Below are 25,501 nucleotides of genomic sequence, written 5' to 3'. Positions count from 1 at the left end.
TTCCCGTGACCGGCCCGGATCCTAGCGCCGGACCGCCACGCGTAGAAGACATCCGCCACCGGGGGAAACCACATGCCGTGTTCAGCTACGTCTCTTGGCCCGCGACGAGCGCCCGGAGGGGGCCGCCTCATTCGCGGCAACGGGTGTCGCCTGGTCCTGCGTGAGCAGATCACGCAAGTACTGGCCCGGCCGATGGATACGCACGGCGTTTCGGCCATCGGCTTTCGCCTGATAGAGCGCGAGGTCGGCTGCCGCGAGCAAGGGATCGAGACTCGATGCCACCTCGTCGGTCGCGGCCACCCCGATGCTGACGGCAACTGGAACGAACCTTCCGTCGATCGTCGTGTGCAGGCATTCGACGGCCCGGCGCATGGCCTCGGCGATGTCGGCCGCATCGCTGGTCCCGACGTTCGGGATGAGGCAGGCAAACTCCTCGCCGCCGATGCGGGCCAGAAGCCAATCGGCTTGCATCCGCCCTTCCAGCGTGGCGGCAAATTCCATCAGCACCTTGTCGCCGGCGGCATGGCCGTGGGTGTCGTTGATCTGCTTGAAATGATCAATGTCGAAGAGCAGCAGCGCCGAAGAATTGCTCTCAAGCTTCAGCAATGTCTCGGCATGTTCGACGAAGGAACGGCGATTGCGCAGATTGGTGAGCGGATCGCGTTCCGCGACACGGCGGCTTGCACCCTCGTCGCGCTCCAGCGCGAGGATCAGCAGGGTAATGATCGACAGCATGACAAGCAGGGTCTGCAGCAGGGATGCCAACACGAACCAGTCGGCATATTGGCCCGGCGCCTTGTAGGGCGGCTCGAGCAACAACGAGCCTACGAGCATCGAGTACCAAACGCCGCCGCGGGTGCAATGCACCCAGGCGGCCAGCTTGCGGGACGGTAGCGGTTCGCGTTGCATGCCAAGCCAGATCTCGCGCCCGCCGAGCACCGAATAGGTGCCCAGAATGAGAGCGGCGGACGCCGTGCGGAATGTCATCGAGGCATGGAAGATCGGCGTCAGATACAGCACGACCCAGATCACCGTCCCGGCCGCGGCCCGGACGTAGTTGGGGCGCTTTCCTTCGAACACCGCGATCGCCTGCCAGAACAGGCCCAGTGCCAGTGCGCCGGCGCCCGGCGCGAACCCGGCGGACATCCAGAACGGCACGATTGGACGCATGGCATGTGCGACCGTCCCGAGAAAACCGATAGCGGCGGCGAAGGTCAGGATGCCGAGCAGCACGCTGCTCCAGCGCTGACGCCAAAGGTTTCCGACCAGCAATGCCGAGATCAACGTCGAACACCCATGGATTACCATGATGGTCGGAAGATGCAGGAAATGGTTCATGCTGAAATAAGTGTCCGCTCAAAGAGACCTTGTGGCGTCATCCTACAAGACGGCTCATTGAGAAACCCTTACGCCGACGGCACCGCGGACGAAACCTCTCGCGCCCTCGCCATCGCCGGGCGGCCGGGAACCTCCCCTTCCAGAGTTGGGAATCCGTGCCGCAGTCCTCCTGCCTCCATGCCTTGATGCCAAAATTGGTCCGGCTTTCCGCCGGATTTCCCCTCTTCGGCAACGGTCCCTGCCTTTCCTTCACCCGAACATCTGGCTAGCGTCGCGCGTCACTGTTGAACCGGGAAGAGATCTCGAATGAAAGCCCTTGCCTATGCCGCCGCCCTGTTGCTTGCCGCGAGCCCAACGCTTGCCGACGATCTGTTGGCACTGAGCACGACCGCGACATCGATCACCGGCGACATCAGCTTCGATGACCACGAAATCGTCTTCGAAAACGGCAAGAAGCTGGTGTTCGAGGACCTGATCGCCGACAATTTCATCGTCGGCGGCAAGAAGGTTCCGGCCTCGGTCTACAGCGTCAAGGGAACCGCAAATCCGAAGCTTCTCAACGGCAACCGGCTGTGCGGAGAAAGCCCCGTCACCTACCTCGCCTCGTGGCTCGACGACGACGTCACGATGATCGCCGTGTTCGAAACGCAGGACGCTCCGGAAAGCGACGAAGACATGTGTGCGCTCTACACCTACGTCTATCCCTGACAGGCATCAGGGACGCTTGCGAGCGGCGATCACGAGCACTTGACCTTGCGTCCGACCCGCGCCATAACACCGCGCATGAAAACGACCATCTGCATTATTTGCGGGACTATTATTCGCTAGCGCAAGCGCTGGCCCGGCCGTTTTCGTCTCCTGATCAAGTCCCAGATGACAAACGCCCCGGTCCAGCCGGGCAATTGCATTCCGGGAGACAGACATGGCCGCAGGCCTCAAGCTTTACAACACGCTGACACGCGAGAAGATCGATTTCGAACCGATCGATCGGAACAATGTCCGCATGTATGTCTGCGGCCCCACCGTCTATGACTATGCCCATATCGGCAATGCCCGCCCGGTCATCGTCTTCGACGTACTCTACCGGCTGCTGCGCCACATCTACGGCAAGGATCACGTCACCTATGTGCGCAACATCACGGACGTCGACGACAAGATCAACGCGCGTGCGCTGCGTGACTATCCGAACCTGCCGCTGAACGAGGCGATCCGCGCGGTCACGGAAAAGACCGAGGACCAGTTTCACGCCGATGTGGCGGCCCTCGGCTGCCTGTCGCCGGATGTGGAACCGCGCGCGACCGACAATATCGCGCAGATGATCGAGATCATCCAGAAGCTCCTCGACAAGGGACACGCCTATGTGGCGACCGGGTCCGAGGGGCAGGAAGTGCTATTCTCCACCACGTCGATGGCGGATTACGGCCAGCTTTCCAAGCGCAAGCTCGAGGATCAGCAGGCGGGCGCGCGCGTCGCCGTCGAGGTCCACAAGAAGAACCCGGCCGACTTCGTTCTCTGGAAGGCGTCGGCTGCGACCGAGCCAGGCTGGCCGGCCGATTTCACCATCGACGGCGGCAAGGTTGCGATCTATGGCCGTCCCGGCTGGCATATCGAATGCTCGGCCATGTCCGGCCGTTATCTCGGCGACGTGTTCGACATTCACGGCGGCGGGCTGGACCTGATCTTCCCCCATCATGAAAACGAGATCGCCCAGTCGCGTTGCGCCCATGGCACCCATGTCATGGCGAATGTCTGGATGCATAACGGCTTCGTGCAGGTGGAAGGCCGCAAGATGTCGAAGTCGGAAGGCAATTTCGTCACCATCCACGAACTGCTGGCAACCGAGAAGTTCGGCGGCCGCCAGTGGCCGGGCGAAGTGCTGAGACTCGCCATGCTGATGACCCATTACCGCGAACCGATCGACTTCTCCGTCAAGCGGCTGGAGGAGGCCGAACGTCTGCTGGCGAAGTGGCCCGTCGCGGATGCGGACGATGCCACGCCGGATGCGAGCATCATCGAAGCGCTCGGCGACGACCTCAATACCGTTTCGGCCGTGCAGGCGCTGCATGCGCTTGCGCAGGTCGCCAATGCGGATACCTCCAAGCTCGGCGTTTTCGCGGCAAGCGCAGCACTTCTCGGCGTGACGCCGAAGAAGGCCGAAGTGAGCGACGATCTCTCGGCTGCGGTCGAGGCCCTCGTCCAAATGCGGCTCGAAATGCTGAAGGCGAAGAACTTCGCGGAAGCCGACAAGATCCGCGACGACCTCGCCGCCCAGGGTATCCAGCTCAAGGACGGCAAGGACAAGGAGACCGGCGAGCGGGTCACCACATGGGAGGTCAAGCGGTGAGCGAACGCATGATGGACCACATGTCGCTGCATGTGGCAAATCTTCCGGCCATGCGGGCCTTCTATGAAAAGGCCTGTGCGCCGCTCGGCATTTCCGTCGTCATGCAGGTGACCAAGGAAATGACGGGCGATGCCGACATGGCAGGTTTCGGCGGCCACAAGCCGTTCCTATGGCTGGTCGGCACCGAGAAGACCGTACCTCCCCTGCACATGGCGCTGAGAGCCGAAAGCCGCGCCGAGGTCGATGCCTTCTACGCGGCTGCGATGGCTGCCGGTGGGCGGGACAACGGCAAGCCGGGTATCCGCGAGCATTACCACCCCAATTATTACGCCGCCTTCGTGATCGACCCGGAAGGGCACAATCTCGAAGCCGTCTGCCAGAAGCCGGAGTAGAGCCATGAGCGCCGCATTAGAACCGACCTATAGCGGCGGCTGTCAGTGCGGCGCGGTGCGCTTCCGCGTCACGGGGGCGCTCACCGATTCCTCCATCTGCCATTGCCGGATGTGCCAGAAGGCCTTCGGCGCCTATTACGCGCCGCTCGTCTCCACCCGTGGGGCGAAGCTCGAATGGACCCGAGGCGAGCCGAAGAGGTTCCGCTCCTCGAATTTCGCGCTGCGCGGCTTCTGCGAGAATTGCGGCACGCCACTGACCTACGAGGCTCCCGACGGCATCGCGATCGCCGCCGGCGCCTTCGACGATCCGTCGCTTCTGCCGCCCACGGTTCAGTTCGGGACGGAAGGCAAGATCGGCTTCGTCGACCACCTGCACGAACTGCCGGGACATCGCACGGAAGAGGATGCGGAATCAGCGCCCTTCGTGCTGGATGTCGTGTCCTATCAGCATCCGGACCATGACACCGATGGCGGCTGGCCGCAGGAGGAGACACGATGACCGGGAATAACCCCAATACGAAAATGCCGAAATGGCTGCTCTACGGCCTCATCGGCAAGGGCGTCCTCGTTGCCGTCATCACCATCGGCGTCGTCGCCTATGTGGCCTTGCGCTAGGAGAAGAACATGGAAGGCGTATTTACCGGTGGATGCCAGTGCGGCGCGGTGCGGTTTCGGGCTGAAAAGCTGGGACGACCGTCGATCTGCCATTGCCGCATGTGCCAGAAGGCATTCGGCGGCTTTTTCGGCGCTCTGGTGACCGCCGACCATGCGCATCTGACATGGACACGCGGCCAGCCCACCCTGTTCCGCTCATCGGCCAAGGTGAAGCGCGGCTTCTGCCAGAAATGCGGAACGCCGCTTTCCTACCATGCCGGAGAAGGTATCGAGCTTGCCATCGGCGCTTTCGACCATCCGGAACTGCTGGAACCGCAGGTGCAGGTCAACCATGACAAGCGCCTGCCGTGGATCGATCACCTTTTCGAAAAGCCCGCCGTGAAAACGCCTGAGATGGAGGCCTTCTTCGCATCCGTGGTTTCAAACCAGCATCCCGACCATGATACGGCGGTCTGGCCGCCGGAAGAGGATTGATCGATGACCAGCCAATTGCGCGGCTTCTACCCCGAAATCGAACCCTACGAGACCGGCTTTCTCGACGTCGGCGACGGCCACACCCTCTATTGGGAGCGCGTCGGAACCAAGGGCGGCAAGCCCGCCGTCTTCCTGCATGGCGGCCCGGGGGGAGGATCGAGCCCAACCCAGCGCCGCCTGTTCGATCCGGCAGTCTACGACCTGCTGCTGTTCGACCAGCGCGGCTGCGGAAAGTCCACCCCGCATGCTTCGCTGGAGGCCAACACCACATGGCATCTGGTGGCCGATATCGAGCGCCTGCGCGAGATGGTCGGCGTCGACAAGTGGCTGGTGTTCGGTGGCTCCTGGGGCTCGACGCTGGGGCTTGCCTATGCGGAAACCCATCCGGACCGGGTCTCCGAACTGGTATTGCGCGGCATCTACACGCTGACGAGGCCCGAACTCCTCTGGTACTACCAGTTCGGCGTATCGGAAATGTTTCCGGACCGGTGGGAGATGTTCCAGGCGCCGATCCCGGAAGCCGAGCGTCACGACATGATGGGCGCCTACCGCAAATACCTCACCGGCGGCGACCGCAAGAAGCAGCTCGAATGTGCGATCGCCTGGAGCACATGGGAGGGCGCGACCATTACGCTCCTGCCGAACCCCGAATATGCCGCCCATTTCGGCGAGGACGACTATGCGATCGCGTTTGCGCGCATCGAGAACCACTTCTTCGTCCATGCCGGCTGGATGGAGGAAGGCCAATTGCTGCGCGATGCGCACAAGCTTCAGGATATTCCCGGCGTCATCGTCCATGGACGTTACGACATGCCCTGCCCGGCCAAATATGCCTGGCAGCTTCACAAGGCGTGGCCGAAGGCGGACTTCCATCTGATCGAAGGCGCCGGCCACGCCTTTCTGGAGCCCGGCATTCTCGACCAGCTCATCCGCGCGACCGACAGGTTTGCCGGGAAGAATTGAACCGATAGTGGCCTTGGCCACCCCCCTCTGCCCTGCCGGGCATCTCCCCCTCAAGGGAGGAGATCGAATAGCGGCAAGGAACGGCCTCTACCGCGAGGCCGAGACAGCCAGACCAGCACCCGATACGGCTGTTGTTTCGGGAAGCGGGTGCGTCTTGCCGATCTCCCCCCTTGAGGGGGATATGGCCGGCAGGTCAGAGGGGGGAGCGACGGCAAACGCATACGATACTGCCCGGGGAGGCACACACATGACACGCGAGAAAATCTATCTCTTTGACACGACATTGCGCGATGGCCAGCAGACGCCGGGCATCGACTTTTCGGTCGAGGACAAGATTGCGATTGCGGCCATGCTGGACGCGTTCGGGCTCGATTATGTCGAGGGCGGCTATCCCGGCGCCAATCCGACCGATACCGCCTTCTTCACGAAGAAGCGCACGGAGCGAGCCGGCTTCGTCGCTTTCGGCATGACCAAGCGAGCCGGTGTTTCGGTCTCAAACGATCCGGGCATCTCGCAGCTTCTGCAAGCGAAGGCCGACGCCATCTGTTTCGTCGCCAAGAGCTGGGACTACCACGTCAAGGTGGCGCTCGGCTGCACCAATGAGGAAAATCTCGATGCGATCCGCGAGAGCGTCGAGGCAGCCATCGGGGCCGGCAAGACGGCGATGGTCGATTGCGAACACTTCTTCGACGGCTACAAGGCCAATCCGCAATATGCGCTCGCCTGCGCCCGCACCGCCTATGATGCCGGTGCCCGCTGGGTGGTGCTGTGCGACACCAATGGTGGTACGCAGCCACCCGAGATCCGCGACATCATCGCCGCCGTCATCGCGGCGGGCGTGCCCGGCTCCTCGCTCGGCATCCATGCGCACAACGACACCGGACAGGCCGTCGCCAATTCGCTTGCCGCCGTCGAGGCCGGCGTGCGGCAGATCCAGGGAACGCTGAACGGCATCGGCGAACGCTGCGGCAACGCCAATCTGGTAACGATCATCCCGACGCTCTGTCTGAAGGAAACCTATGCGTCGCGGTTCACCACCGCGATCGATACCGAAAAGCTGGTCGAACTGACCCGTCTCTCGCATTCCTTCGACGAACTGCTGAACCGATCGCCGGATCATCAGGCGCCCTATGTCGGCGCTTCAGCCTTCGCCACCAAGGCCGGCATCCATGCCTCCGCCCTGCTCAAGGATCCAAAGACCTACGAGCATGTCGAGCCGCAGAGCGTCGGCAATTTCCGCAAGGTCATGGTGTCGGACCAGGGCGGCAAGGCCAATTTCATCAACGAGCTGAAGCGCCGCGGCATCGCCGTGGAAAAGGACGATCCGAAGCTCGACCAGCTCATCTCCATCGTCAAGGAACGAGAAGCCTCCGGCTATGCCTATGAGGGTGCCGATGCGAGCTTCGAGCTTCTCGCCCGCCGCACGCTCGGCACCGTGCCGAGTTTCTTTTCTGTCGAAGGCTTCCGGGTGATGGTCGAGCGGCGCTTCGACGCCAACGGTCACCTGAAGACCATTTCCGAAGCGGTCGTAAAGCTCGTCATCGACGGCAACAGGGTGATGTCGGTGGCGGAAGGCGACGGTCCGGTCAACGCGCTCGACCTTGCGCTGCGCAAGGACCTCGGCAAGTATCAGACCGAGATCGACGATCTCGAACTGGTCGACTTCAAGGTGCGTATCCTCAACGGCGGCACGGAAGCCATCACCCGCGTCCTGATCGAATCCACCGACAATACCGGCGTGCGCTGGTGGACGGTCGGTGTTTCGGAAAACATCATCGACGCCTCGTTCCAGGCACTGATGGATTCGGTCGTCTACAAGCTGATGAAGAACCGGCAGCTTGCAGGCAAGATCGCCGCCGAGTGATCGGCGGCGACCGCAACAGATGTGTCAGACAGCCGGCGGGTTGAGGCGGGCAAAGCCCTCCTGCCGGTAGTAAGGGAAATGCGGATAGGAGGCGTCGGTGGCGCTTGCCGCATCGAGCACCGCGATCTGCTCAGCCGTCAGGCTCCAGCCGACCGCGCCGAGGTTCTGGCGCAATTGCTCCTCGTTTCGCGCGCCGATGATGACCGATGAGACGGTCGGGCGCGACAGAAGCCAGTTCAGCGCGATCTGCGGCACCGTCTTGCCCGTTTCTCCTGCAATTGCCTCAAGAGCATCGACGACGCGATAGAGCCGCTCGTCATCCACCGGCGGGCCGAAGGCCGCGGTTTCATGCAGACGGCTCTTTTCCGGGAGGGGTACGCCTCGGCGGATCTTGCCGGTGAGACGGCCCCAGCCGAGGGGGCTCCAGACCATGGCGCCTACGCCCTGATCGAGACCGAGCGGCATCAGGTCCCATTCGTAGTCGCGGCCGACCAGCGAATAGTAGACCTGGTTTGCCACGTAGCGTGGCCAGCCGTGACGGTCGGCGGCAGCGAGCGACTTCATGATCTGCCAGCCGGCGAAATTGGAAACGCCGACGTAGCGGACCTTGCCGGCATTCACGAGACGGTCGAGCGTCGACAGCACTTCTTCGACCGGCGTGGAGGCATCGAAGGCGTGAAGCTGCAGCAGGTCGATGTAATCGGTGCCGAGCCTACGGAGAGCGCCATCGACGCTGGCCGTCAGGCGGGCGGAAGACGTGCCCCATTCGGCGGGACCGTCGCCCATCGGCAAGCCTGTTTTGGTGGAGATCAGCACGTCGCCGCGCCGGCCCTTGATCGCCTGACCGAGCACTTCCTCCGATGCGCCGGCGGAATAGACGTCCGCGGTATCGAAGAGGTTCACGCCCGCATCGAGGCAGATATCCACCAGACGGCGGGCCTCGGCGGCATCGGAGTTGCCCCAGGCGCCGAACAGCGGGCCGGAGCCGCCGAAGGTGCCGCAGCCGAAGCTCAGGACCGGGACGCGGAGACCGGAGGCTCCCAAACGACGATATTCCATATGACTATCCTTTCCTTGTGGATCGATGGAAGCGAGAAGAAAGAGGGCACGCGCCCTTTCAGACGTGAGCCGGTTCGGCAGCCGGTCGCCTTGCGTCGCGGCGCATGGCAATGACGGCCAGCAACAGGCCGGCTACCGGGAAGATGGCGGCGACGAGCGGCAGATGGGCAAGGCCCGGACCGTTGTCGATCGAGAGCCCGCCGACCCAGGCGCCGATGGCGTTGCCGAGGTTGAAGGCGGCGATGTTGAGGCTGGAGGCGAGCGCCTGCCCCATGCCTTCGGCCTTTTGCAGGATACGAAGCTGAAGTGGGGCGACCGTTGCGAAACCTGCTGCACCGAGCAGGCCGACCATGGCGGCTGCGACCGGCTGAATGCCCATCAGGAACTCCATCGCAATCAGGACGACACCGAGGGCGCCAAGCGACATGAGAAGCGCACGGTCGAGATTGCGATCCGCCAGACGACCGCCGAGCAGGTTGCCGACGATCAGTCCGCCGCCGAAGAGCAGCAGGATCGGCGAAACCGCCGCTTCGCTGAAGCCGCTGATCTGGGTCAGGATCGGCGCGATGAAGGTGAAGACGGCGAAGACCGCGGCAAAACCCAGTACCGTCATGGCAAGGCTGGTCACCACCGGTTCGCTGAAGAGTACCGAGAGCGAACCGGCTTCTTCCGGCTTGTTGGCGGAGGTTTCTTCCTTCGGCAGGAAGATGGCAAGGACTGCGACCGCGATGACGCCGACGACGGCGACGGCCCAGAAGGTCATGCGCCAGCCATATTCCTGTCCGAGCCAGGTTCCGAACGGAACGCCGGCGATATTGGCAACCGTCAGGCCGGTGAACATGACGGCAATGGCCGAGGCCCGGCGATCCTCCGGAACCAGTCCGGTGGCGACAACCGAGCCGACGCCGAAGAAGGTGCCGTGAGCGAGCGCCGTCACCAGACGGGCGACCATCAGCGCCTCGAAGCTGGGGGCGAGCGCACAGGCTATGTTGCCGATGGTGAAGATCACCATGAGCATCAGCAGCGTGGTGCGGGGCTTCAGCCGACCGGAAAAGGCCGTCAGCACCGGCGCGCCGACAACGACGCCGAGCGCATAGCCGGAAATCAGCAGGCCGGCAGTAGCAATGGAAATGCCGAGATCGCGGCTGACGTCGATCAGCAATCCCATGATGACGAATTCGGTGACGCCGATGCCGAAGGCTCCGGCTGTCAGTGCATAAAGGGCAAGTGGCATTGGATCATCCTTTCTGATGCCAGCGAGCCCTTCAGATAGACAAGGGATATTCAGTGAAATAGTCTGCCTTGAAGAACAATATCTATGAGATGAATTCACAATATGGCCAGACAGGACATCAACAGGTCCGGAGAGATGGAAGTCTTCGTGCAGGTGGTGGAGCGTGGCGGCTTTTCCGCTGCCGCCCGTGTCAGCCGCATGACGCCATCGGCTGTGAGCAAGCTGGTTGCCCGACTGGAAACCCGGCTGGGCACGCGCCTTGTCAACCGCTCGACCCGCAAGCTGCTGCTGACACCGGAAGGCCGTGCCTTCTACGAGCGTTCCGTGCGCATCCTCGCGGATATGGACGAGGCCGAGCGAAGTGCTGCCTCGCTCGACAATCCGCGCGGGCTGATCCGCATCAACACCAGCGCCGCCTATGGCACCCACGTGCTCTCCCGTATTCTGTCTCGCTTCCTTTGCGACTATCCCGGTATCTCTGTGGAGATCGTACAGACGGACCTCGTGGTCGATCTTCTGGCCGAGCGGGCGGATATCGCTGTCCGCGCCGGCCCGATGACCAGTTCCAGCCTGATTGCCCGCAAGCTCGGGGATACCCAACTGATGATCGTCGCTTCCCCAGACTATCTGGCACGCCACGGAATTCCTGTGACGGCCGACGATCTGGAGCATCATTGCCGGTTGGGCTTCGGCTATGTCAGGGCCTTTTCCGACTGGGATGTCCCACAGGGCGACGGGATCGTCTCCGTTCCGGTTGCCGGACGCGTCAGCGCCAGCGATGGCGAAGCGCTCCGGCATCTGGCAATCGGCGGCACCGGACTCGCGCGGCTTGCTGCCTTCACCGTGCGCGAGGATATCGCCGCCGGACGTCTGGTGCAGGTGCTCGATGACCCGCGAACCCGGCGCAGCGAGGCCTTTCATGCGGTCTATGTCGGCCAGGGCGGGCATCTGCCGGCACGAATCCGCGTGATGCTGGATTTTCTCTCCGAGCATGGCCGGGTGTCCTGAAGCCGGCATCTTCCGGCCCGGGCGCTAGGTGCCCTTCCCGGTGACGGCTTCGCCTATATTTCCATCTGGCGGACGGGTCGAAAGCCCCCAGTCGGCTTCGGAATACCATTCGCCGGGCTGTTCCGGTTGCCGCCAGCGCAGGCTGCGGACGGCGCGCCAGTTATCTCCGAAGGCCGCACGAAGCCGCGCGTGGCTTGCCCAGTCGGAAAACCGCGCGCCTTCTGCCCAGACGAAAGAAACGCTCTCGATGAAGCGCGCGGCATAACCCTGCTCCTCGCGTCGGATAAAGAGATAGCCTGCCATACCGGAATAGACCGGTCCCTTGCCCCTTTTCTCGAAAATCGGCACACCGAGCGGAAAAAGCAGCCGACCGCCGGGCTTCAGCCGATCGATCCATGGACCGGCGGGCTGATCGACGGCGAAGTTGACGTAGACGATATCGACGTCGTCGCGCGGCCATTCCAGCCCGTTTCCCCTGACAACCTCGACATTCTCCCGCCCTCTCAGGCAGGCCTCGGCGCGGGCGGCAAGTTCATCGTCATATTCGACGGCCCTGACGTGCCCGGCGGCGCCGACGAGCTCGGCGAGGATGGCGCTGTAATAGCCTGTGCCAGCGCCAATGTGACAGATCCGTTCGCCTGGCTTCGGCGCAAGGGCGTGAATCCCCAGAGCATGCAGCGACGGGCTGCCGTTGTTGACGCCGCGCGGCGCATCAAGGGCTATCAACACGTCATCATAGAGAAGGGCGACATCATCGGATGGCGCTTCACGATAGCCGCCATGGTTGGAGACCAGCCAGGGCGGTGGACCGACGAAATCCTCGCGGGGGACCTGGGTGAAAGCATGAAGCAAGGCGGTGTCCGACGAGACACCGGCCTTTTCCAGCATCCGTATCGCGTAGTGACGCCGTTGTTCCATGGTTGAACCCTGCAGCATCTCCTGCCTCGCCAACAATGCCCCGTCACCCTGCCGCACCGGTGGTTCAGATGCAATCAGCCATTGTTCACGGGAATGAATTTGTTCATTCGCAAACCTTCAGGTAACCGGGTGGATCAAAAAGAAAAACTCGGGCGGAAATACCATGACGGACCCTGTTGCTCCGGCAATGAAGAATGAAGATAGTGCGCGGGGCTTCGCCTTCGCGCTGACGGCCTATGTCATCTGGGGCTTCCTGCCCCTGTTCATGAAAGCCGTCGCTCACATCCCGCCAACGGAGGTGATAGCGCACCGGGTCATCTGGTCCGTTCCGATCGCTGCCGGCGTGCTTCTCATCCTCCGGCGGACCGATGATCTGAAAGCGGCCCTTCGCTCGCCGCGCATCATCCTGATGGCGGCGGTCACGGCGACGCTGATCAGCATCAACTGGGGCCTCTACGTCTGGGCAATCGGCGCGGGCCGCGCCCTCGACACCGCGCTCGGCTATTTCATCAATCCACTGTTCTCCGTGTTTCTCGGAGCGGTGTTGCTCAAGGAAAAACTGAAGCCCACCCAGATCGCGGCAATCGCGCTGGCGGCAATCGCGGTAACGATCCTGACAGTCGAAGCCGGAACGCTTCCATGGGTCTCGCTCGGCTTGACAGTGACCTGGGGTTTCTATGCCTTCTTCCGCAAGACGCTGCCGATCGGCCCCAATCAGGGCTTTCTGCTGGAAGTGCTGCTGCTCAGCCTACCGGCGCTCGCCTACATGATCTATCTCGGCGTTTCCGGCCAGAGCCATTTCTTCACGACCAGCTCGACAGACACGATACTGCTGCTTTCGAGCGGTCTCGTCACCGCCTGCCCGCTGATCATCTATGCGAACGGCGCGAAGCTGCTCAGGCTTTCGACCATCGGCATCATGCAGTACATCGCACCGACGATGATCTTCCTGATTGCCGTCTTCCTGTTCAAGGAACCGCTGGGCACGGCACGCACAGTCGCCTTCCCGCTGATCTGGGCAGCGCTCGTGCTCTACTCCCTGCCGATGATCCGGGATTACCGCCGGCGCTGACGCGCCGGCCTTGCCTTACAGCTTGGAAATAACTTCGCCGGAACCAGCGTTTCTGCCGGCAGCCTCAAGCCTGTCGAGGATTGTCGGCACGACTTCCTCGACATCTGCGATGACGAGCGGCTGTACGCGATGCCCGGTGTGGATGAAGCCCTGATCGCGCATGTGGCGGATCAGCTCCAGCATGGGGTCCCAGAAGCCGTTGACGTTGACGAAGACCATCGGCTTCTCATGGCGTCCGAGCTGGGCCCAGGTCATGATCTCGACGATCTCCTCAAGCGTTCCGATACCGCCCGGAAGCGTCACGAAGGCATCGGCGCGCTCGAACATCGCATGCTTGCGCGCATGCATGTCCGGCGTGATAATCAGGTCGTCGAGCTGACCGAGGGAATGGCGTGTCGCCTCCATGTCGACGAGGAAATCCGGGATGATCCCGGTCACCTTGCCGCCGTTCGAAAGAACGCCGCTTGCAACCGCCCCCATGATACCCTTGGTGCCGCCGCCATAGACGAGGCGCATCCCGTGTGTGGCGATGGAGCGGCCAAGCGCACGGCCAGCAGCAATGTAAGCGGGATCGCGTCCAGGCTGTGAGCCGCAGTAGACGCAGACGGATCGAATCGGAAAATTGTTTTCGTTCATGCCCCAAAAAACTATGCAGGGCGCGCGAGGTCAACAAAATAGACGGAAAGCGGTGCGCGGAAACCCGGAATCCCTTGAGAACGCTTGTGAAAACGGTCAGATGAGGCTAGCAATTTCCTTGGGGTCATGGCGGTTTATCCGCCCGGAGAGAAAGAATGATGAAAAACCGCACCGGATGGGTCGCTTTGTTGGTGCTGGGCGTCGCGACTCTGCTGATGGTGTTCTTCGTATTGCCGCGGATTTCCGAGACCGGCAAGGAAGCCGAGAAGCCGACGACGACGGCAGCCGACACAACCAAGGATACGGCAGCGAAGGCGGAAACGACGCTTGCCGAAGCCGGCAAGTCCGCAGCCGAGAAGATGGATCGTCTGAAGGCAGATGCGACGACCGCCGTTCAAGGCCTGTCGGCCCTGTTCGCCGATGGAAAGACACCGGCGGTCGAGGCTTTCACGTCGGCGAAGTCAGCCGCGCAGACCGCGCTCTCGGCTCTTTCGGCGCTTGAAATTCCGCAATTGCCCGACACATCAGCCATCGATGCGCTGACGAGCGCTCGCGACAATGCCGCCAAGGCGCTGGCGCTGCTCGAAGCGCTTCCGCAGGATCCGTCTGCAGCCAGCACCCTTCTGGGACCGATAGAGCACGCCCTGCAGGGCACCCCCGCCCCGGCCGACCTCGCAACGGAAGCAGCGCCCCCGGCACCCGCCAACGAAAGCGCCTCGACTCTGCCGCGCTTCGATGTTCTGCGCGTCGAGCCCGATGGCTCGACGGTGATTGCCGGTAGCGCCGAACCCGGTGCCAAGCTCGACATTGTCAACGGCGACAAGACCGTGACCTCGGTACAGGTCGAGCCGAACGGCGATTTCGTGGCTGTTCTGGACCAGCCGCTGCCGCCCGGCGATCACGTGCTGGCGCTACGCGTCACCGGCAAGGACGGCAAGACCGCCACATCCGAAGAGATGGCGACCATATCGGTGCCCAACTCGGCTGACGGCAAGCTGCTGGCCATGGTCACCAAGCCCGGCGAAGCGAGCCGCATGATTACCCTGCCTGAAACAGTGAATTCCGACGCCAAACAGAGCCGCGTTGCAGCGGAAACAGCAACGGCTACGACCGACAATGGCGCGACTTCCGCGCCCGCAACGCCGGCCGCCCCTGCCGTGAAGGCCGAAATCCAGGTCAGCGCCGTGGAAATCGAGGGCAAGCGTATCTTCGTCGCCGGCGAAGCGCCTGCAGCAAGCACCGTGCGTGCGCTGGCGGACGAAACGCGGATCGGAGAAACCAAGACGGACGCAACCGGCCATTTCGTGGTCGAAGGCATCATCGACCTGCCGGTCGGCGGCCATGTCATCACCGTCGAACTGCTGGACGAGAACGGCAACGTCAAGGTGAAGGCCTCCGTACCGTTCGACCGCCCGGCCGGCGATCAGGTCTCGGTCGTTGCGCAGGCCTCCGGCGAAGCCGGTGCCCTCGTTCCTCTGGAACAGGCCGCCTTCGAAAAGCAGCGCGATGCACTGACCAAGGCTTTCGCCATCCTCAAGGGTCTCTACGCTGACGGCAAGTCGCCCGCGATCGAGGAACTGGCCGCCGCCCGCTCCGCAACGGAAATCGGTCTCCAGTCCATCGCTGACTTCCGCCTGCCGTCATCGACGGGTCAGGCACTGATCGACTTCATTTCGCAGGCCGCAGGTGGAGCCAAGACCGCACTTTCTGCGCTGCGTGCGGTTCCGGCCGGCGACGTCAAGACAATGGGCACCGCCCTGCCACAGCTTGCCAGCCTGATCGACGCAATTCTTGCACCGGCAGCGCCCACGCCTGCCGTTGCCGTTCAGGAGCAGAGCCCGTCGACCGAGACAGCGATCGCCGAACCGAAAACGATCACGCAGGCTCCGCTACAGGAAAGCCGCAACAGCGTCATCATCCGGCGTGGCGATACGCTTTGGCAGATCTCCCGCCGCGTCTATGGTCAGGGCGTCCGCTACACGACGATCTATCTGGCGAACGCCAAAGACATCGCCAATCCGGACAGGATCGAACCGGGCCAGATTTTTTCCGTCCCGAACGAAGCACTGCCGAATGCGGAAGAACTGCACCGCAAGAGACTGCATGGCGAAAAGCTGAACTGACGATCAGAAAAACGCCCATTGCATTAGCCGGGGCTAGATCCTATTTGCCGAGAGGCGGCGGTCCGGTCGGGACCGCCGCCTTTTATCGTTTGCGCAAGGACGGGGCCGGCATTCATGGCTGACAGGAAGAAGACGGTTTCTGCCGACAGCAGCAACCCAATGGGTACGCTGGTCAATCTGTGGCCCTATATGTGGCCCGCCGACCGCCGCGACCTGAAGATGCGGGTCGTCTGGGCCACCGTTTTCCTGATCATCTCAAAATTCGTGCTGATCCTCGTTCCCTACTTCTTCAAGTGGGCGACGGATGCGCTGAACGGCAAGCTCGACATGGTCGGTCTCTTGCCCGCCTTCCTGCTTGGCGCGGTGGTGCTCGTCATCGCCTATAACGTCGTCCGTATCGCTCAGGTCGGTCTCAACCAGCTGCGTGACGCACTGTTTGCCAGCGTCGGGCAGTATGCGGTGCGCCAGCTTGCCTACAAGACCTTCGTTCACATGCACCGGCTTTCCCTGCGCTTCCATCTGGAACGCAAGACCGGCGGCCTTTCGCGCATCATCGAGCGCGGCACCAAGGGCATCGAGACGATCGTCCGTTTCACCATTCTCAATTCCGTTCCGACGCTCATCGAATTCCTGCTGACGGCTGTGATCTTCTGGTGGGGCTACGGCTTTTCGTATCTTGCTGTCACAGCCATCACCGTCTGTGCCTATATCTGGTTCACCATCAAGGCCAGCGACTGGCGCATCAACATTCGCCGCGCGATGAACGACAGCGACACCGACGCCAACACCAAGGCAATCGACTCGCTCCTGAACTTCGAGACCGTCAAGTATTTCGGCAACGAGGAGATGGAGGCCAAGCGGTTCGACGGGTCGATGGCGCGTTATGAAAAAGCCGCGACCGAAGTCTGGACCTCGCTCGGCTGGCTCAACTTCGGCCAGGGCGTGATTTTCGGCCTCGGCACCGCCGTCATGATGGTCATGTCCGCGCTCGCGGTGCAGCGCGGCGAGCAGACCATCGGCGATTTCGTCTTCATCAACGCGATGCTGATGCAGCTTTCGATTCCGCTCAACTTCATCGGCTTCGTCTATCGCGAGATCCGGCAGGGTCTCACCGACATCGAACAGATGTTCGACCTCCTCGAAGTTCAGGCGGAAGTGGTCGACAAGCCCGGTGCACCGGCGCTTGCCATCGCTCAGGGCAGCATCGCCTTCAAGGACGTCCACTTCGCCTACGATCCGCAGCGGCCCATCCTCAAGGGCATTTCCTTCGAGGTGCCGGCCGGCAAGACGGTAGCCGTGGTCGGCCCTTCCGGCGCGGGCAAATCGACGATCTCGCGTCTGCTCTACCGCTTCTATGACATCCAGCAAGGATCGATCACCATCGACGGCCAGGATGTGCGTGACGTCACCCAGCAAAGCCTGCGCAAGGTGATCGGCATGGTGCCGCAGGATACCGTGCTGTTCAACGACACCATCGCCTACAACATCCGCTACGGCCGCCCGAGTGCCACCGATGCAGAGATCGAACAGGCGGCGGATATCGCGCAGATCAGCCGCTTCATTCGCGAATTGCCCGAAGGCTTCAAGACGATGGTCGGTGAGCGCGGGCTCAAGCTCTCCGGCGGAGAGAAGCAGCGTGTGGCGATCGCCCGCACCGTGCTGAAAGCGCCGCCGATCCTGATCCTCGACGAGGCGACCTCGGCACTCGACACCACGACCGAACAGGAAATCCAGGCAGCGCTCGATATCGTTTCGGAAAACCGCACGACGCTGGTGATCGCGCATCGCCTCTCGACCGTCGTCGGGGCCGACGAGATCATCGTGCTCAAGGGCGGCGAGATCGCCGAACGCGGAACGCATTCGGCGCTTCTGGAAAAGAACGGGCTCTACGCCTCGATGTGGAACCGCCAGCGCGAAGCGACCCAGGCGGAAGAGCATCTGCGGCAGGTGCGCGAAAGCGACGAACTCGGCGTGGTGGTGCGCAAGGCGCCGGCGATCTGACGGTCGCGGGTTCTACGCCTCAGTCGGCTAGGCAGAGCCGGTTTCGCCCCTCGCGCTTGGCGAGATAAAGGGCGGAATCGGCACGTTTCAGCGCCTCGTCCAGACTTTCGAACTCCGGATCGAACTGGGCGAGGCCAACGCTGACAGTTCCCGCGACAGACGACAGCGTATCGATACGGCAGAAGCGCTCGACCTCGCTGCGCATGTCATCCGCGATCGCCGCTGCGTCCTTAATGAGCAACCCCGGAAACAGCGCATAGAATTCTTCCCCGCCGGCGCGGGCGACGATATTGTTCTCCCCGCTGGCGGCCTCCAGCACCTGCGAGACCGTGCAGAGCACGTTGTCGCCCTCGGAATGCCCGAGGCGATCGTTGATCAGCTTGAACTGGTCGACGTCGATGATGGCGACCGAGACGGGTCTTGCACCGTTGCGCGCCCATTCGGCGGCATCTTCGGCAAGCTGGAAGAACTTGCGGCGATTATAGGCGTTAGTCAGGGGATCGCGCTCGGCGGCCTCGATCAGCTGCGTCTCCAGCCGCTTGCGGTCGGTAATGTCGAGGATCGCGCCGGCGATGCCGTAAACGCCCTGGTTCCGGCTCTTGATCACTGCCTTCTGGAATTCGACGAAACGCATGTCCCCGTTGGAGTGACAGACCTTGCTTTCGTAGACCTGCACACCCCCACTGTCGAACAGCGCGTCGTCGGCCGCCTGATATCGTCGCGCGATCTCCGCGGGCGCGACGTCATAGACGGATGCCCCCAGAATCGTTTCAAGCGGCAGTCCGAGATATTCGGCAAAGGCAGAGTTGCAGCCTACATAGACGCCTTCCACGTTTTTGAAGAAGATCGGCGTCGGCAGGTGATCGATGCAAGCTTGCAGATAGTCGCGTTCGAGGGTGACGTGTCCCACCTCATCCTCGGCCCGGCGCGAGCGCTCCTGCACCTTGCGGGCGCGGGAGAGACAGCGCGCGACTTCGGCGTCGTCAACATCCGCCAGCACATCGTCTGCACCAAGGTCGAGCGCGCGGTCGAACCACTCGGAGCCGAGATTTTCCTCGACAACGATCACGATATAGGCGCGCTCCCCCAGAGTACGGCGCAGATCGCGGATACCGACACCGAGGCTTTCCCGGGCAAGAGGGGCGAATACCACGGCATGATCGGCAATCTCCCTTGCTTCCCGCCTTGCTATCACTCCGGCCTGCAGCAAGGTTGGGGGAACGGAACGACCCGGTGCAGCGATCCAGAACAGATCACCGCGCTCCCTGCGCCGCCTATCTTCGTCAGCAGTCTTCCCAGCCCCACGCACTCGTTCGTCCATTTCAATGTGCGGGAAACAAGGCTCCGCACGTCACGGCCTGCAATGCATACCCGCCATTTTTAGCGGTTAATCGTTGACGGAAGGTGCATGAATCTTCCATTTTGCGGCGACGCAGCATGGAACCTCCGGCCCTCTCCCGGCCGCCGGACCGAATGTCGCGTAAACAGGCTTTGACGGCCGCAAGCATTGCCCCGGACGCGCTTTCGGGTTAGTCAGCAGCCACAAATCCGAAGTTTCTCCCGTTGCTGCGACTGCGCGGGAACGGCTTCAAGACCCGGAACAGCAACGACGCGAGGTAATCATGGATCTGTTCGAGAGCATTCGTAAGTCCATCGTGCCGGTGCACAAGGAAGGTTATCCCTTCGTTGCCGCATTCTTTGTGGCCTCCCTCATCCTTGGCTGGCTTTTCGAACCGCTCTTCTGGGTCGGCTTCGTGCTGACGTTGTGGTGCGCCTATTTCTTCCGCGATCCGGAACGGGTCACCCCGCAGGATGACGATCTGGTCATCAGCCCGGCTGACGGCCGCGTATCGGCCATCCAGATGGTCGCGCCGCCGGAAGAACTGGGCCTCGGCAGCGATCCGATGCTGCGCATCTCGATCTTCATGAATGTGTTCAACTGCCATGTGAACCGCGCACCCGTGCGTGGCCGCGTCATCAACGTTGCCTATCGCGAAGGCAGCTTCCTCAATGCCGAACTCGACAAGGCCAGCCAGGAAAACGAGCGTAACGGCATCGTGATCGAAAGCACCCATGGCGAAATCGGCGTTGTGCAGATCGCCGGCCTCGTCGCACGCCGCATCGTCTGCTGGACCCACACCAACGAACCGCTGGATGCCGGCGAACGTTTCGGCCTGATCCGTTTCGGCTCGCGCCTCGACGTATTCCTTCCGGCAGGCGCGGAACCGCGCGTCTCCCTTGGCCAGACGGCCATTGCGGGGGAAACCGTGATTGCCGAATTCGGCTCCTCCAAGGGTCCGGTCGTCAGCCGTCGAAGCTGAGCGTCGCGGGAGCAAGGCACATGCAGACAGCACAGCAGCAGCCCGAGGGCATAGCCAAGGATGACGGTTCGCGAGGCCCAAGGCTTCGGGAGATCCCGCTGCGGCTTGTCGTTCCGAACCTGATCACCGTGCTGGCCATCTGCGCTGGCCTGACCGGTATCCGGCTCGCCTTCGAAAACCGTTACGAACTGGCGGTGATGATGGTGCTGGCTGCGGCATTCCTCGATGGTATCGACGGGCGGATCGCCCGCATGATGAAGGCGACGTCCAAGTTCGGCGCCCAGATGGATTCGCTGGCCGATATCGTAAACTTCGGCGTGGCCCCTGCGCTCGTGCTCTATGCCTTCATCCTGGATCAGGCCCGCTCGCTCGGCTGGATCGCGGCTCTGCTCTATGCGATCGCCGCCGGCCTTCGGCTCGCCCGCTTCAATGTCATGGCGGATCGTGAGACCAAGGCTCCCTGGCAATCGGAATATTTCGTCGGCGTGCCGGCGCCTGCCGGGGCCATGCTGGTGCTGCTGCCTGTTTATCTCGGCTTTCTCGGCGTGCCACCGACGGCGCCCGTCGCCTATGCAGGATCGCTCTATACGGTCCTGATCGGTTATCTGCTAGTCAGCCGTCTGCCGGTCTGGTCCGGAAAGTCGGAGACGAGCCGCATCCGCCGCGATCTCGTATTGCCGATGATTCTCGGTGTCGTTCTTTACGTCGCCCTGTTGATGAGCTTCACCTTCGAAGTTCTGTCGTTCACCGTGCTCGCCTATCTCCTCTCGCTCCCCTTCGGCGCACGCGCCTGGCGTCGTCGCTACGGCACGCTGACCATCGGCGAAGAGGGACACGAGAACGGATTGACCGAAATCGACCGCGGTCTCTGACACGCTCCTGCCTATTGTTTTTCAAGGTTTTCCGGCTTGCCCCGACGCGTTCACCATGCCGTTGATCGCGGAATATGGTCGATATTGACTAAATTTGATTTGCGTCATTGAAAGCGTCACGTTTTTGTCATGATCTACTCAGAGAGAGCAAAAAATAAGAAGACGAAGACTCAGGAAACACCCACAGGAGCATGACATGCAGAAGAAGACTTCCGCCGAGGGGAAGCCGGCGACCAGCAATCTGGATTCCCATTACCGGCCTCTGGGCCTGAAGGCGGTATTGGCAGCCGCGCTGATGTTGAAGCGCAAGCCTGCCAAGCAGATCGCCTGAACAAGCTCAGAATAGACTGAGCTGACCGCCATTCGCCTTGCCGACCGGCGCTTTCGCCGGCGGAAGGCTATTGCCAACCGGTTCCTGGATCTCAGGACCGGTGTTGGCAACCTTGTTGACAAGGTTGGAGACAGGCACCGCCTCAAAGAAATCCTCCTCCGCCGGCACCATGAGATCCGCTACATCGCGTGGTTCGCCCGACTTGCAATCGAGCCAGCGGGTATAATCCTCCGGCTTGATGACGACCGGCATCCGGTCGTGAATACGGCCGATCGTGCGATTGGCCGATACCGTCAGGATCGCGCCGGTATCCACCTCCGAACCATCGGCGGAGGACCAGATTTCCATCAAACCCGCAAAAGCGACGATCCGGCCATGGCGCGGACGGATCCAGTAGGCTTGAGACGCCTCTCCGCTCTCCTTGCTAGGCCGATGCCATTCGTAGAAACCCGAGGCAGGAACCAGAACGCGGCGATGGCGCATCGCGGCGCGGAACGAGGCCTTGCCGATCGCCGTTTCCGAGCGCGCATTGATGAGCAGCGGAAAATCGCGCGGATCCTTGACCCAACCCGGCAGGAACCCCCAACGCACGAGAACGGCCTGCCGCTCAGGCAGGTTGCTGCCCGGTTCGCGCCTGTCGCTGGAGACGACGACCAGGATCGGCTGGGTCGGGGCAATGTTGTAGCGGGCCGGAAAGCCCTCAAGCTCCACGAGCCCGAAAGTTTCCCGCACCTCATCCGGCGTTGCCGTCAGTGAAAAGCGTCCGCACATGCAGTGATCCATGCCAGCCAGCATCCGGGCGGTCAAGCAGAGGCCGATGTGGCGCAGCAGCAATTCCCTTGCGGTCGCGAGAGAATAACCCGATATTCGCCGCGAAACGCCGCATCGACGAATCCGGAACGACGGCGGCCCATTTGCAGAGACCTCATGCAGACACAAAGCCAACCCCGCCTCGCCTCATCCGCCATCGTCGAACGTGACGGCCGCTTCCTGCTGGTCAAGCGGATGAACCCGCCGGCGGCCGATCTCTATGCCTTTCCGGGCGGCAGAGCCGAACCGGGCGAGACACCGGCAGAGACGGCCATTCGCGAACTTCTCGAGGAAACCGGCATTCTGGGCAGCAATCCCAGACTTTTCGAAGAACTGGAGCTTCTGCCGGAAGAAGGTGTGGCCGGCAGTCATTTCCTTCTCTCCGTCTTCCGCCTCGACGCCGATGCAGAAACGGTCGTGCGCGCCGACAGCGACGCCACGGAGGCCGGATGGTTCCTGCCGGAAGAGATCTATGCCCTGCCCGTTCCGCCAAGTGTTCGCGCCTGCGTGGAACGGCTAGCGGAAGGGCTGGAGACACGCGCATGACGAAGGCCCACTTTGCTTGCGCAGGCAGTTTCGGCCTGCTCCTCCCGCGAGAACGCGGTCAACTCTGCTTCAAGGCTCTCGTTTGCGGGTTGCTGACCGCCGCCGCCATCAACTGCACGGCCTTGCCAACAGTGGCACAGGACAAGGCAGCGAAGAATGCCCCGGAAGAGACGGTCGCGCCGGAAGAGAAACCGGCGCCTTACGACGATCGCCTTGCCCGGCTCTCCGAGATCATGGGCGCGGTGCATTACCTGCGCAATCTCTGCGTTGCTGGCGGTGAACCGGAATGGCGCGAGGCCATCCAGAAACTTATCGATTCGGAGACGGCGACGGAACCGAAGCGCAAGGCACGAATGATCGCGGCCTACAACCGAGGTTACCGCTCATTCGCCTCCGTTTACACCACCTGCACCCCGGCAGCGGCGACCGCGGAAGAGAATTACCGTAACGAAGGCGCAACACTCGCTGTTGAAATTGCTTCCCGCTTCGGAAATTAACGATAAATTAACCTGTTTTACCTTGCAGCCGTGTCGTTTCGGCAAAAGGCTGCTAAAGTCGTTAACAGCTGAGTAAGGACTAGAGTAAGCCCATGGAACCGCGCCGCAACGAGATCGACGACATGATCGTACACGAGAAGATGCAGGCCGCGTTGGAATACCAGAACGAGGCATGGGCCGATGGCATGGCCGATGGCATCGAACCGGAAATCATCGCGGATGCCGCTTTTGCGCTCGCCATGCGCGAAACCATCCGCATCCATGGCGAGGATGGTGCCGAGGCAATCCTCGAAGCCTTGCGGACCCGCATGCTGGCCGGCGAATTTTCTCCCGAGCGGCGCGTACAGTAACCAGAATCCCAGAGGACGGACGATGCATATCGGACGTAATGTCAGGCGCAGCGGCCTTGCGGCCATGATTGCCGTATCGACGGCTTTGTCCGCGGTGACGGTGTGGGGAAATGCAGCCTTTGCACTTTCCGACATCAAGCAGCTGCCGGCGCCGCATAGCGAAGAACAGCCCGAAGAGAACCAGACCTCCCCGGAGGAGACGCCGGAAACGGAGGCTCCGGCTGATGAGGCTTTGCCGGGCATTCCCTCCCCCGATCCGCTGATCAACAAGCCGCAGCAGGACAAGGCTGCGGATGCGGAAGAGCCGCCGCCGGAAGTCATCTACGACATCAGCAAGGCGCCGGAAGCCGTGCGTCACCTGCGCGAACAGCTGATCGAAGCAGCCGCATCCGGCGACATCGAGCGGCTTCGCCCCTTCCTCAATCCCGGCCCCAACCAGACGCAGATCCTGCTGGATGCCGAAGATGCCGATCCGGTCACGACCCTGAAAGGTCTTTCCGGCGATGACGACGGGATCGAAATCCTGGCGATCCTCATCGATGTGCTTTCCACCGGCTTTGTTCATGTCGACGTCGGCACGCCGGAAGAAGCCTATGTCTGGCCCTACTTCGCCGAGAAGTCGCTGACATCGCTAACGCCGCCGGAGAAGGTTGAACTGCTGCGAATCGTCACTGCAGGCGACTATGCCGACATGCAGGAGCAGGGAAACTACAACTTCTTCCGCGTCGGCATCTCTCCCGACGGCAAGTGGAAATTCTTCACCGCCGGAGACTGACGCCCGCCCATTCCACCATTCCCGTGGATCGTCTCGATTGCGGCCAATGGAAACGATTCCCTTTTGCAGCCCGATGTTCTACAGCATCGGATAACGAGCAACCGGGATTGGGACGACGATGCCAGCCGCCTTCTTGCAAGACCGCTCCCTCATTCGCGTCAGCGGAGCGGACGCCGAGCATTTCCTTCAGAACCTCATCACCACCGACATCGAAGCCATGCCGGTCGGTGAAGCAAGGCCGGGTGCCCTGCTGACGCCGCAGGGCAAGATCCTGTTCGATTTCCTGATCTGGCGCGACGGCCAAGCCTTCGTTCTGGAGACGGCCTCTTCCCAGCTGGAAGGCCTGATAAAACGCCTTTCCATGTACAAGCTCAGGGCTGCGGTCACGATCGCTGCCGAAGCGCAATCAGGCGTCACCGTTTCCTGGGGTGAGGATATCGCCAGCGAAGGCGTTTCCGATTTCCGCTTTGCTCGCGCCGACGTGGCATTGAAGCGCCAGCCGGGCGAACATGGCACGCACAATGCGGCAGGCTACGATGCGCTGCGGGTTCTCTCCGGCGTTGTGGAATCAGGCCGTGACTACGCCCTTCAGGACGCCTTCCCGCACGATATCCTGCTCGACCTTTCCGGCGGCGTCTCCTTCAAGAAGGGCTGTTATGTCGGGCAGGAAGTGGTGTCGCGCATGCAGCATCGCGGCACTGCCCGCCGACGCGTGGTGATCGTCACGGCAGAGGAAAACCTGCCGCCGACGGGAACGGAGCTTACTGCGCAGGGCAAGCCGATCGGAACGCTCGGCACGGTAACAGGCAATCGCGGCCTTGCCATCGTGCGCATCGACCGCGCAGGCGAAGCAATCAGCACAGATGCCGGCATCCTCGCAGCCAACGTTCCGGTTGCGCTTGCGCTGCCCACTTGGAGCGGCCTCAGTTTCCCGACGAGCGCCTCCGAGGAGGCCTGA

At 62.2% G+C, this 25,501-nt stretch carries 25 protein-coding genes and 1 pseudogene; 19 read left to right on the top strand and 7 right to left on the bottom strand.

Translation table 11 applies throughout. From position 1 onward, the window contains the following. Window positions 1-81 precede the first annotated feature (81 nt). Entirely contained in the window at window positions 82-1,338 is a 1,257-nt protein-coding gene (locus NBH21_RS03390; RefSeq protein WP_250912529.1) for a GGDEF domain-containing protein, read from the bottom strand. Window positions 1,339-1,644: 306 nt separating this feature from the next. On the opposite strand from NBH21_RS03390, the gene NBH21_RS03385 reads away from it, so the two are divergent. The 7 genes from NBH21_RS03385 to cimA all read left to right on the top strand — a co-directional run bounded on the left by NBH21_RS03385 (window position 1,645) and on the right by cimA (window position 7,990). Next, window positions 1,645-2,046 carry a hypothetical protein gene (locus NBH21_RS03385; protein ID WP_250912528.1) on the top strand — a complete coding sequence of 134 codons (402 nt, stop codon included), beginning with the start codon at window positions 1,645-1,647 and terminating at the stop codon, window positions 2,044-2,046. A gap of 214 nt (window positions 2,047-2,260) precedes the next feature. Beyond that, complete coding sequence (gene cysS, locus NBH21_RS03380) at window positions 2,261-3,682, top strand: cysteine--tRNA ligase (protein WP_250912527.1); 1,422 nt, start codon at window positions 2,261-2,263, stop codon at window positions 3,680-3,682. An 8-nt stretch (window positions 3,683-3,690) separates the two neighbouring features. Next, window positions 3,691-4,074 (top strand): VOC family protein, encoded by a 384-nt coding sequence (locus NBH21_RS03375; RefSeq protein ID WP_250912810.1) that lies wholly within the window; start codon window positions 3,691-3,693, stop codon window positions 4,072-4,074. Between the two features lie 4 nt (window positions 4,075-4,078). Further along, on the top strand, window positions 4,079-4,573 hold the full coding sequence (locus NBH21_RS03370; RefSeq protein ID WP_250912526.1) for a GFA family protein: 495 nt from the start codon (window positions 4,079-4,081) through the stop codon (window positions 4,571-4,573). A gap of 125 nt (window positions 4,574-4,698) precedes the next feature. After that, on the top strand, window positions 4,699-5,163 hold the full coding sequence (locus NBH21_RS03365) for a GFA family protein (RefSeq protein ID WP_163904498.1): 465 nt from the start codon (window positions 4,699-4,701) through the stop codon (window positions 5,161-5,163). A 3-nt stretch (window positions 5,164-5,166) separates the two neighbouring features. Beyond that, a complete protein-coding gene (gene pip / locus NBH21_RS03360) occupies window positions 5,167-6,126 on the top strand; it encodes a prolyl aminopeptidase (protein ID WP_250912525.1) in 960 nt (319 codons plus the stop codon). Window positions 6,127-6,373: 247 nt separating this feature from the next. Then, entirely contained in the window at window positions 6,374-7,990 is a 1,617-nt protein-coding gene (gene cimA / locus NBH21_RS03355) for a citramalate synthase (RefSeq protein ID WP_250912524.1), read from the top strand. 24 nt (window positions 7,991-8,014) lie between these two features. Here the strand turns inward: cimA and NBH21_RS03350 are convergent, their stop codons facing one another. After that, complete coding sequence (locus tag NBH21_RS03350) at window positions 8,015-9,049, bottom strand: aldo/keto reductase (RefSeq protein ID WP_250912523.1); 1,035 nt, start codon at window positions 9,047-9,049, stop codon at window positions 8,015-8,017. 58 nt (window positions 9,050-9,107) lie between these two features. After that, the gene (locus tag NBH21_RS03345) at window positions 9,108-10,283 is read right to left on the bottom strand and encodes an MFS transporter (RefSeq protein ID WP_250912522.1); all 1,176 of its coding nucleotides are present in this window, start codon (window positions 10,281-10,283) and stop codon (window positions 9,108-9,110) included. Window positions 10,284-10,385: 102 nt separating this feature from the next. Between NBH21_RS03345 and NBH21_RS03340 the strand changes: the two genes are divergently transcribed. Continuing rightward, entirely contained in the window at window positions 10,386-11,291 is a 906-nt protein-coding gene (locus NBH21_RS03340; protein ID WP_250912521.1) for a LysR family transcriptional regulator, read from the top strand. A gap of 24 nt (window positions 11,292-11,315) precedes the next feature. On the opposite strand, the gene NBH21_RS03335 is transcribed toward NBH21_RS03340, so the two are convergent. Beyond that, window positions 11,316-12,227 carry a protein-L-isoaspartate O-methyltransferase family protein gene (locus NBH21_RS03335; protein ID WP_250912520.1) on the bottom strand — a complete coding sequence of 304 codons (912 nt, stop codon included), beginning with the start codon at window positions 12,225-12,227 and terminating at the stop codon, window positions 11,316-11,318. Between the two features lie 145 nt (window positions 12,228-12,372). Here NBH21_RS03335 and rarD point away from each other — a divergent pair, with 145 nt between their 5' ends. After that, entirely contained in the window at window positions 12,373-13,281 is a 909-nt protein-coding gene (gene rarD, locus NBH21_RS03330) for an EamA family transporter RarD (RefSeq protein WP_250912519.1), read from the top strand. A gap of 15 nt (window positions 13,282-13,296) precedes the next feature. On the opposite strand, the gene NBH21_RS03325 is transcribed toward rarD, so the two are convergent. Next, complete coding sequence (locus NBH21_RS03325; RefSeq protein ID WP_250912518.1) at window positions 13,297-13,917, bottom strand: LOG family protein; 621 nt, start codon at window positions 13,915-13,917, stop codon at window positions 13,297-13,299. 155 nt (window positions 13,918-14,072) lie between these two features. On the opposite strand from NBH21_RS03325, the gene NBH21_RS03320 reads away from it, so the two are divergent. Further along, window positions 14,073-16,040: a LysM peptidoglycan-binding domain-containing protein gene (locus NBH21_RS03320; RefSeq protein WP_250912517.1), complete on the top strand. Its 1,968-nt coding sequence runs from the start codon at window positions 14,073-14,075 to the stop codon at window positions 16,038-16,040. A 114-nt stretch (window positions 16,041-16,154) separates the two neighbouring features. After that, window positions 16,155-18,041: an ABCB family ABC transporter ATP-binding protein/permease gene (locus tag NBH21_RS03315; protein WP_250912516.1), complete on the top strand. Its 1,887-nt coding sequence runs from the start codon at window positions 16,155-16,157 to the stop codon at window positions 18,039-18,041. Window positions 18,042-18,060: 19 nt separating this feature from the next. On the opposite strand, the gene NBH21_RS03310 is transcribed toward NBH21_RS03315, so the two are convergent. Continuing rightward, on the bottom strand, window positions 18,061-19,194 hold the full coding sequence (locus NBH21_RS03310; protein ID WP_250912515.1) for a sensor domain-containing diguanylate cyclase: 1,134 nt from the start codon (window positions 19,192-19,194) through the stop codon (window positions 18,061-18,063). 454 nt (window positions 19,195-19,648) lie between these two features. Here NBH21_RS03310 and NBH21_RS03305 point away from each other — a divergent pair. From NBH21_RS03305 to NBH21_RS26030, 3 genes and pseudogenes are all read left to right on the top strand, one after another. After that, window positions 19,649-20,362 (top strand): annotated as a pseudogene (locus NBH21_RS03305) (phosphatidylserine decarboxylase); the annotation flags it as partial. Window positions 20,363-20,382: 20 nt separating this feature from the next. Next, the gene (pssA, locus tag NBH21_RS03300) at window positions 20,383-21,234 is read left to right on the top strand and encodes a CDP-diacylglycerol--serine O-phosphatidyltransferase (RefSeq protein WP_250912513.1); all 852 of its coding nucleotides are present in this window, start codon (window positions 20,383-20,385) and stop codon (window positions 21,232-21,234) included. Window positions 21,235-21,430: 196 nt separating this feature from the next. Beyond that, a complete protein-coding gene (locus NBH21_RS26030) occupies window positions 21,431-21,565 on the top strand; it encodes a hypothetical protein (protein ID WP_257791089.1) in 135 nt (44 codons plus the stop codon). Window positions 21,566-21,571: 6 nt separating this feature from the next. On the opposite strand, the gene NBH21_RS03295 is transcribed toward NBH21_RS26030, so the two are convergent. Next, entirely contained in the window at window positions 21,572-22,336 is a 765-nt protein-coding gene (locus tag NBH21_RS03295) for an SOS response-associated peptidase (protein ID WP_250912512.1), read from the bottom strand. A gap of 156 nt (window positions 22,337-22,492) precedes the next feature. Between NBH21_RS03295 and NBH21_RS03290 the strand changes: the two genes are divergently transcribed. The 5 genes from NBH21_RS03290 (at window position 22,493) to ygfZ (ending at window position 25,501) form a co-directional block, all read left to right on the top strand. Continuing rightward, window positions 22,493-22,921, top strand: coding sequence for an NUDIX hydrolase (locus NBH21_RS03290; RefSeq protein ID WP_250912511.1), 429 nt, complete (start codon window positions 22,493-22,495; stop codon window positions 22,919-22,921). After that, window positions 22,918-23,418, top strand: a complete 501-nt coding sequence (locus NBH21_RS03285; protein ID WP_250912510.1) for a TIGR02301 family protein — start codon at window positions 22,918-22,920, stop codon at window positions 23,416-23,418. The genes NBH21_RS03290 and NBH21_RS03285 overlap by 4 nt, the downstream gene beginning before the upstream one ends. Before the next feature lie 92 nt (window positions 23,419-23,510). After that, on the top strand, window positions 23,511-23,768 hold the full coding sequence (locus tag NBH21_RS03280) for a hypothetical protein (protein ID WP_099057272.1): 258 nt from the start codon (window positions 23,511-23,513) through the stop codon (window positions 23,766-23,768). A 22-nt stretch (window positions 23,769-23,790) separates the two neighbouring features. Continuing rightward, window positions 23,791-24,543 (top strand): hypothetical protein, encoded by a 753-nt coding sequence (locus tag NBH21_RS03275; RefSeq protein ID WP_250912509.1) that lies wholly within the window; start codon window positions 23,791-23,793, stop codon window positions 24,541-24,543. Between the two features lie 118 nt (window positions 24,544-24,661). Further along, window positions 24,662-25,501 (top strand): CAF17-like 4Fe-4S cluster assembly/insertion protein YgfZ, encoded by an 840-nt coding sequence (ygfZ, locus tag NBH21_RS03270; protein WP_250912508.1) that lies wholly within the window; start codon window positions 24,662-24,664, stop codon window positions 25,499-25,501.

This window comes from Ciceribacter sichuanensis (assembly GCF_024055605.1).
GTDB classification, from domain to species: Bacteria; Pseudomonadota; Alphaproteobacteria; order Rhizobiales; family Rhizobiaceae; genus Allorhizobium; species Allorhizobium sichuanense.
Note: the sequence above shows the minus strand (reverse complement) of the source record. Positions and strands in the feature narration are given on the sequence as shown.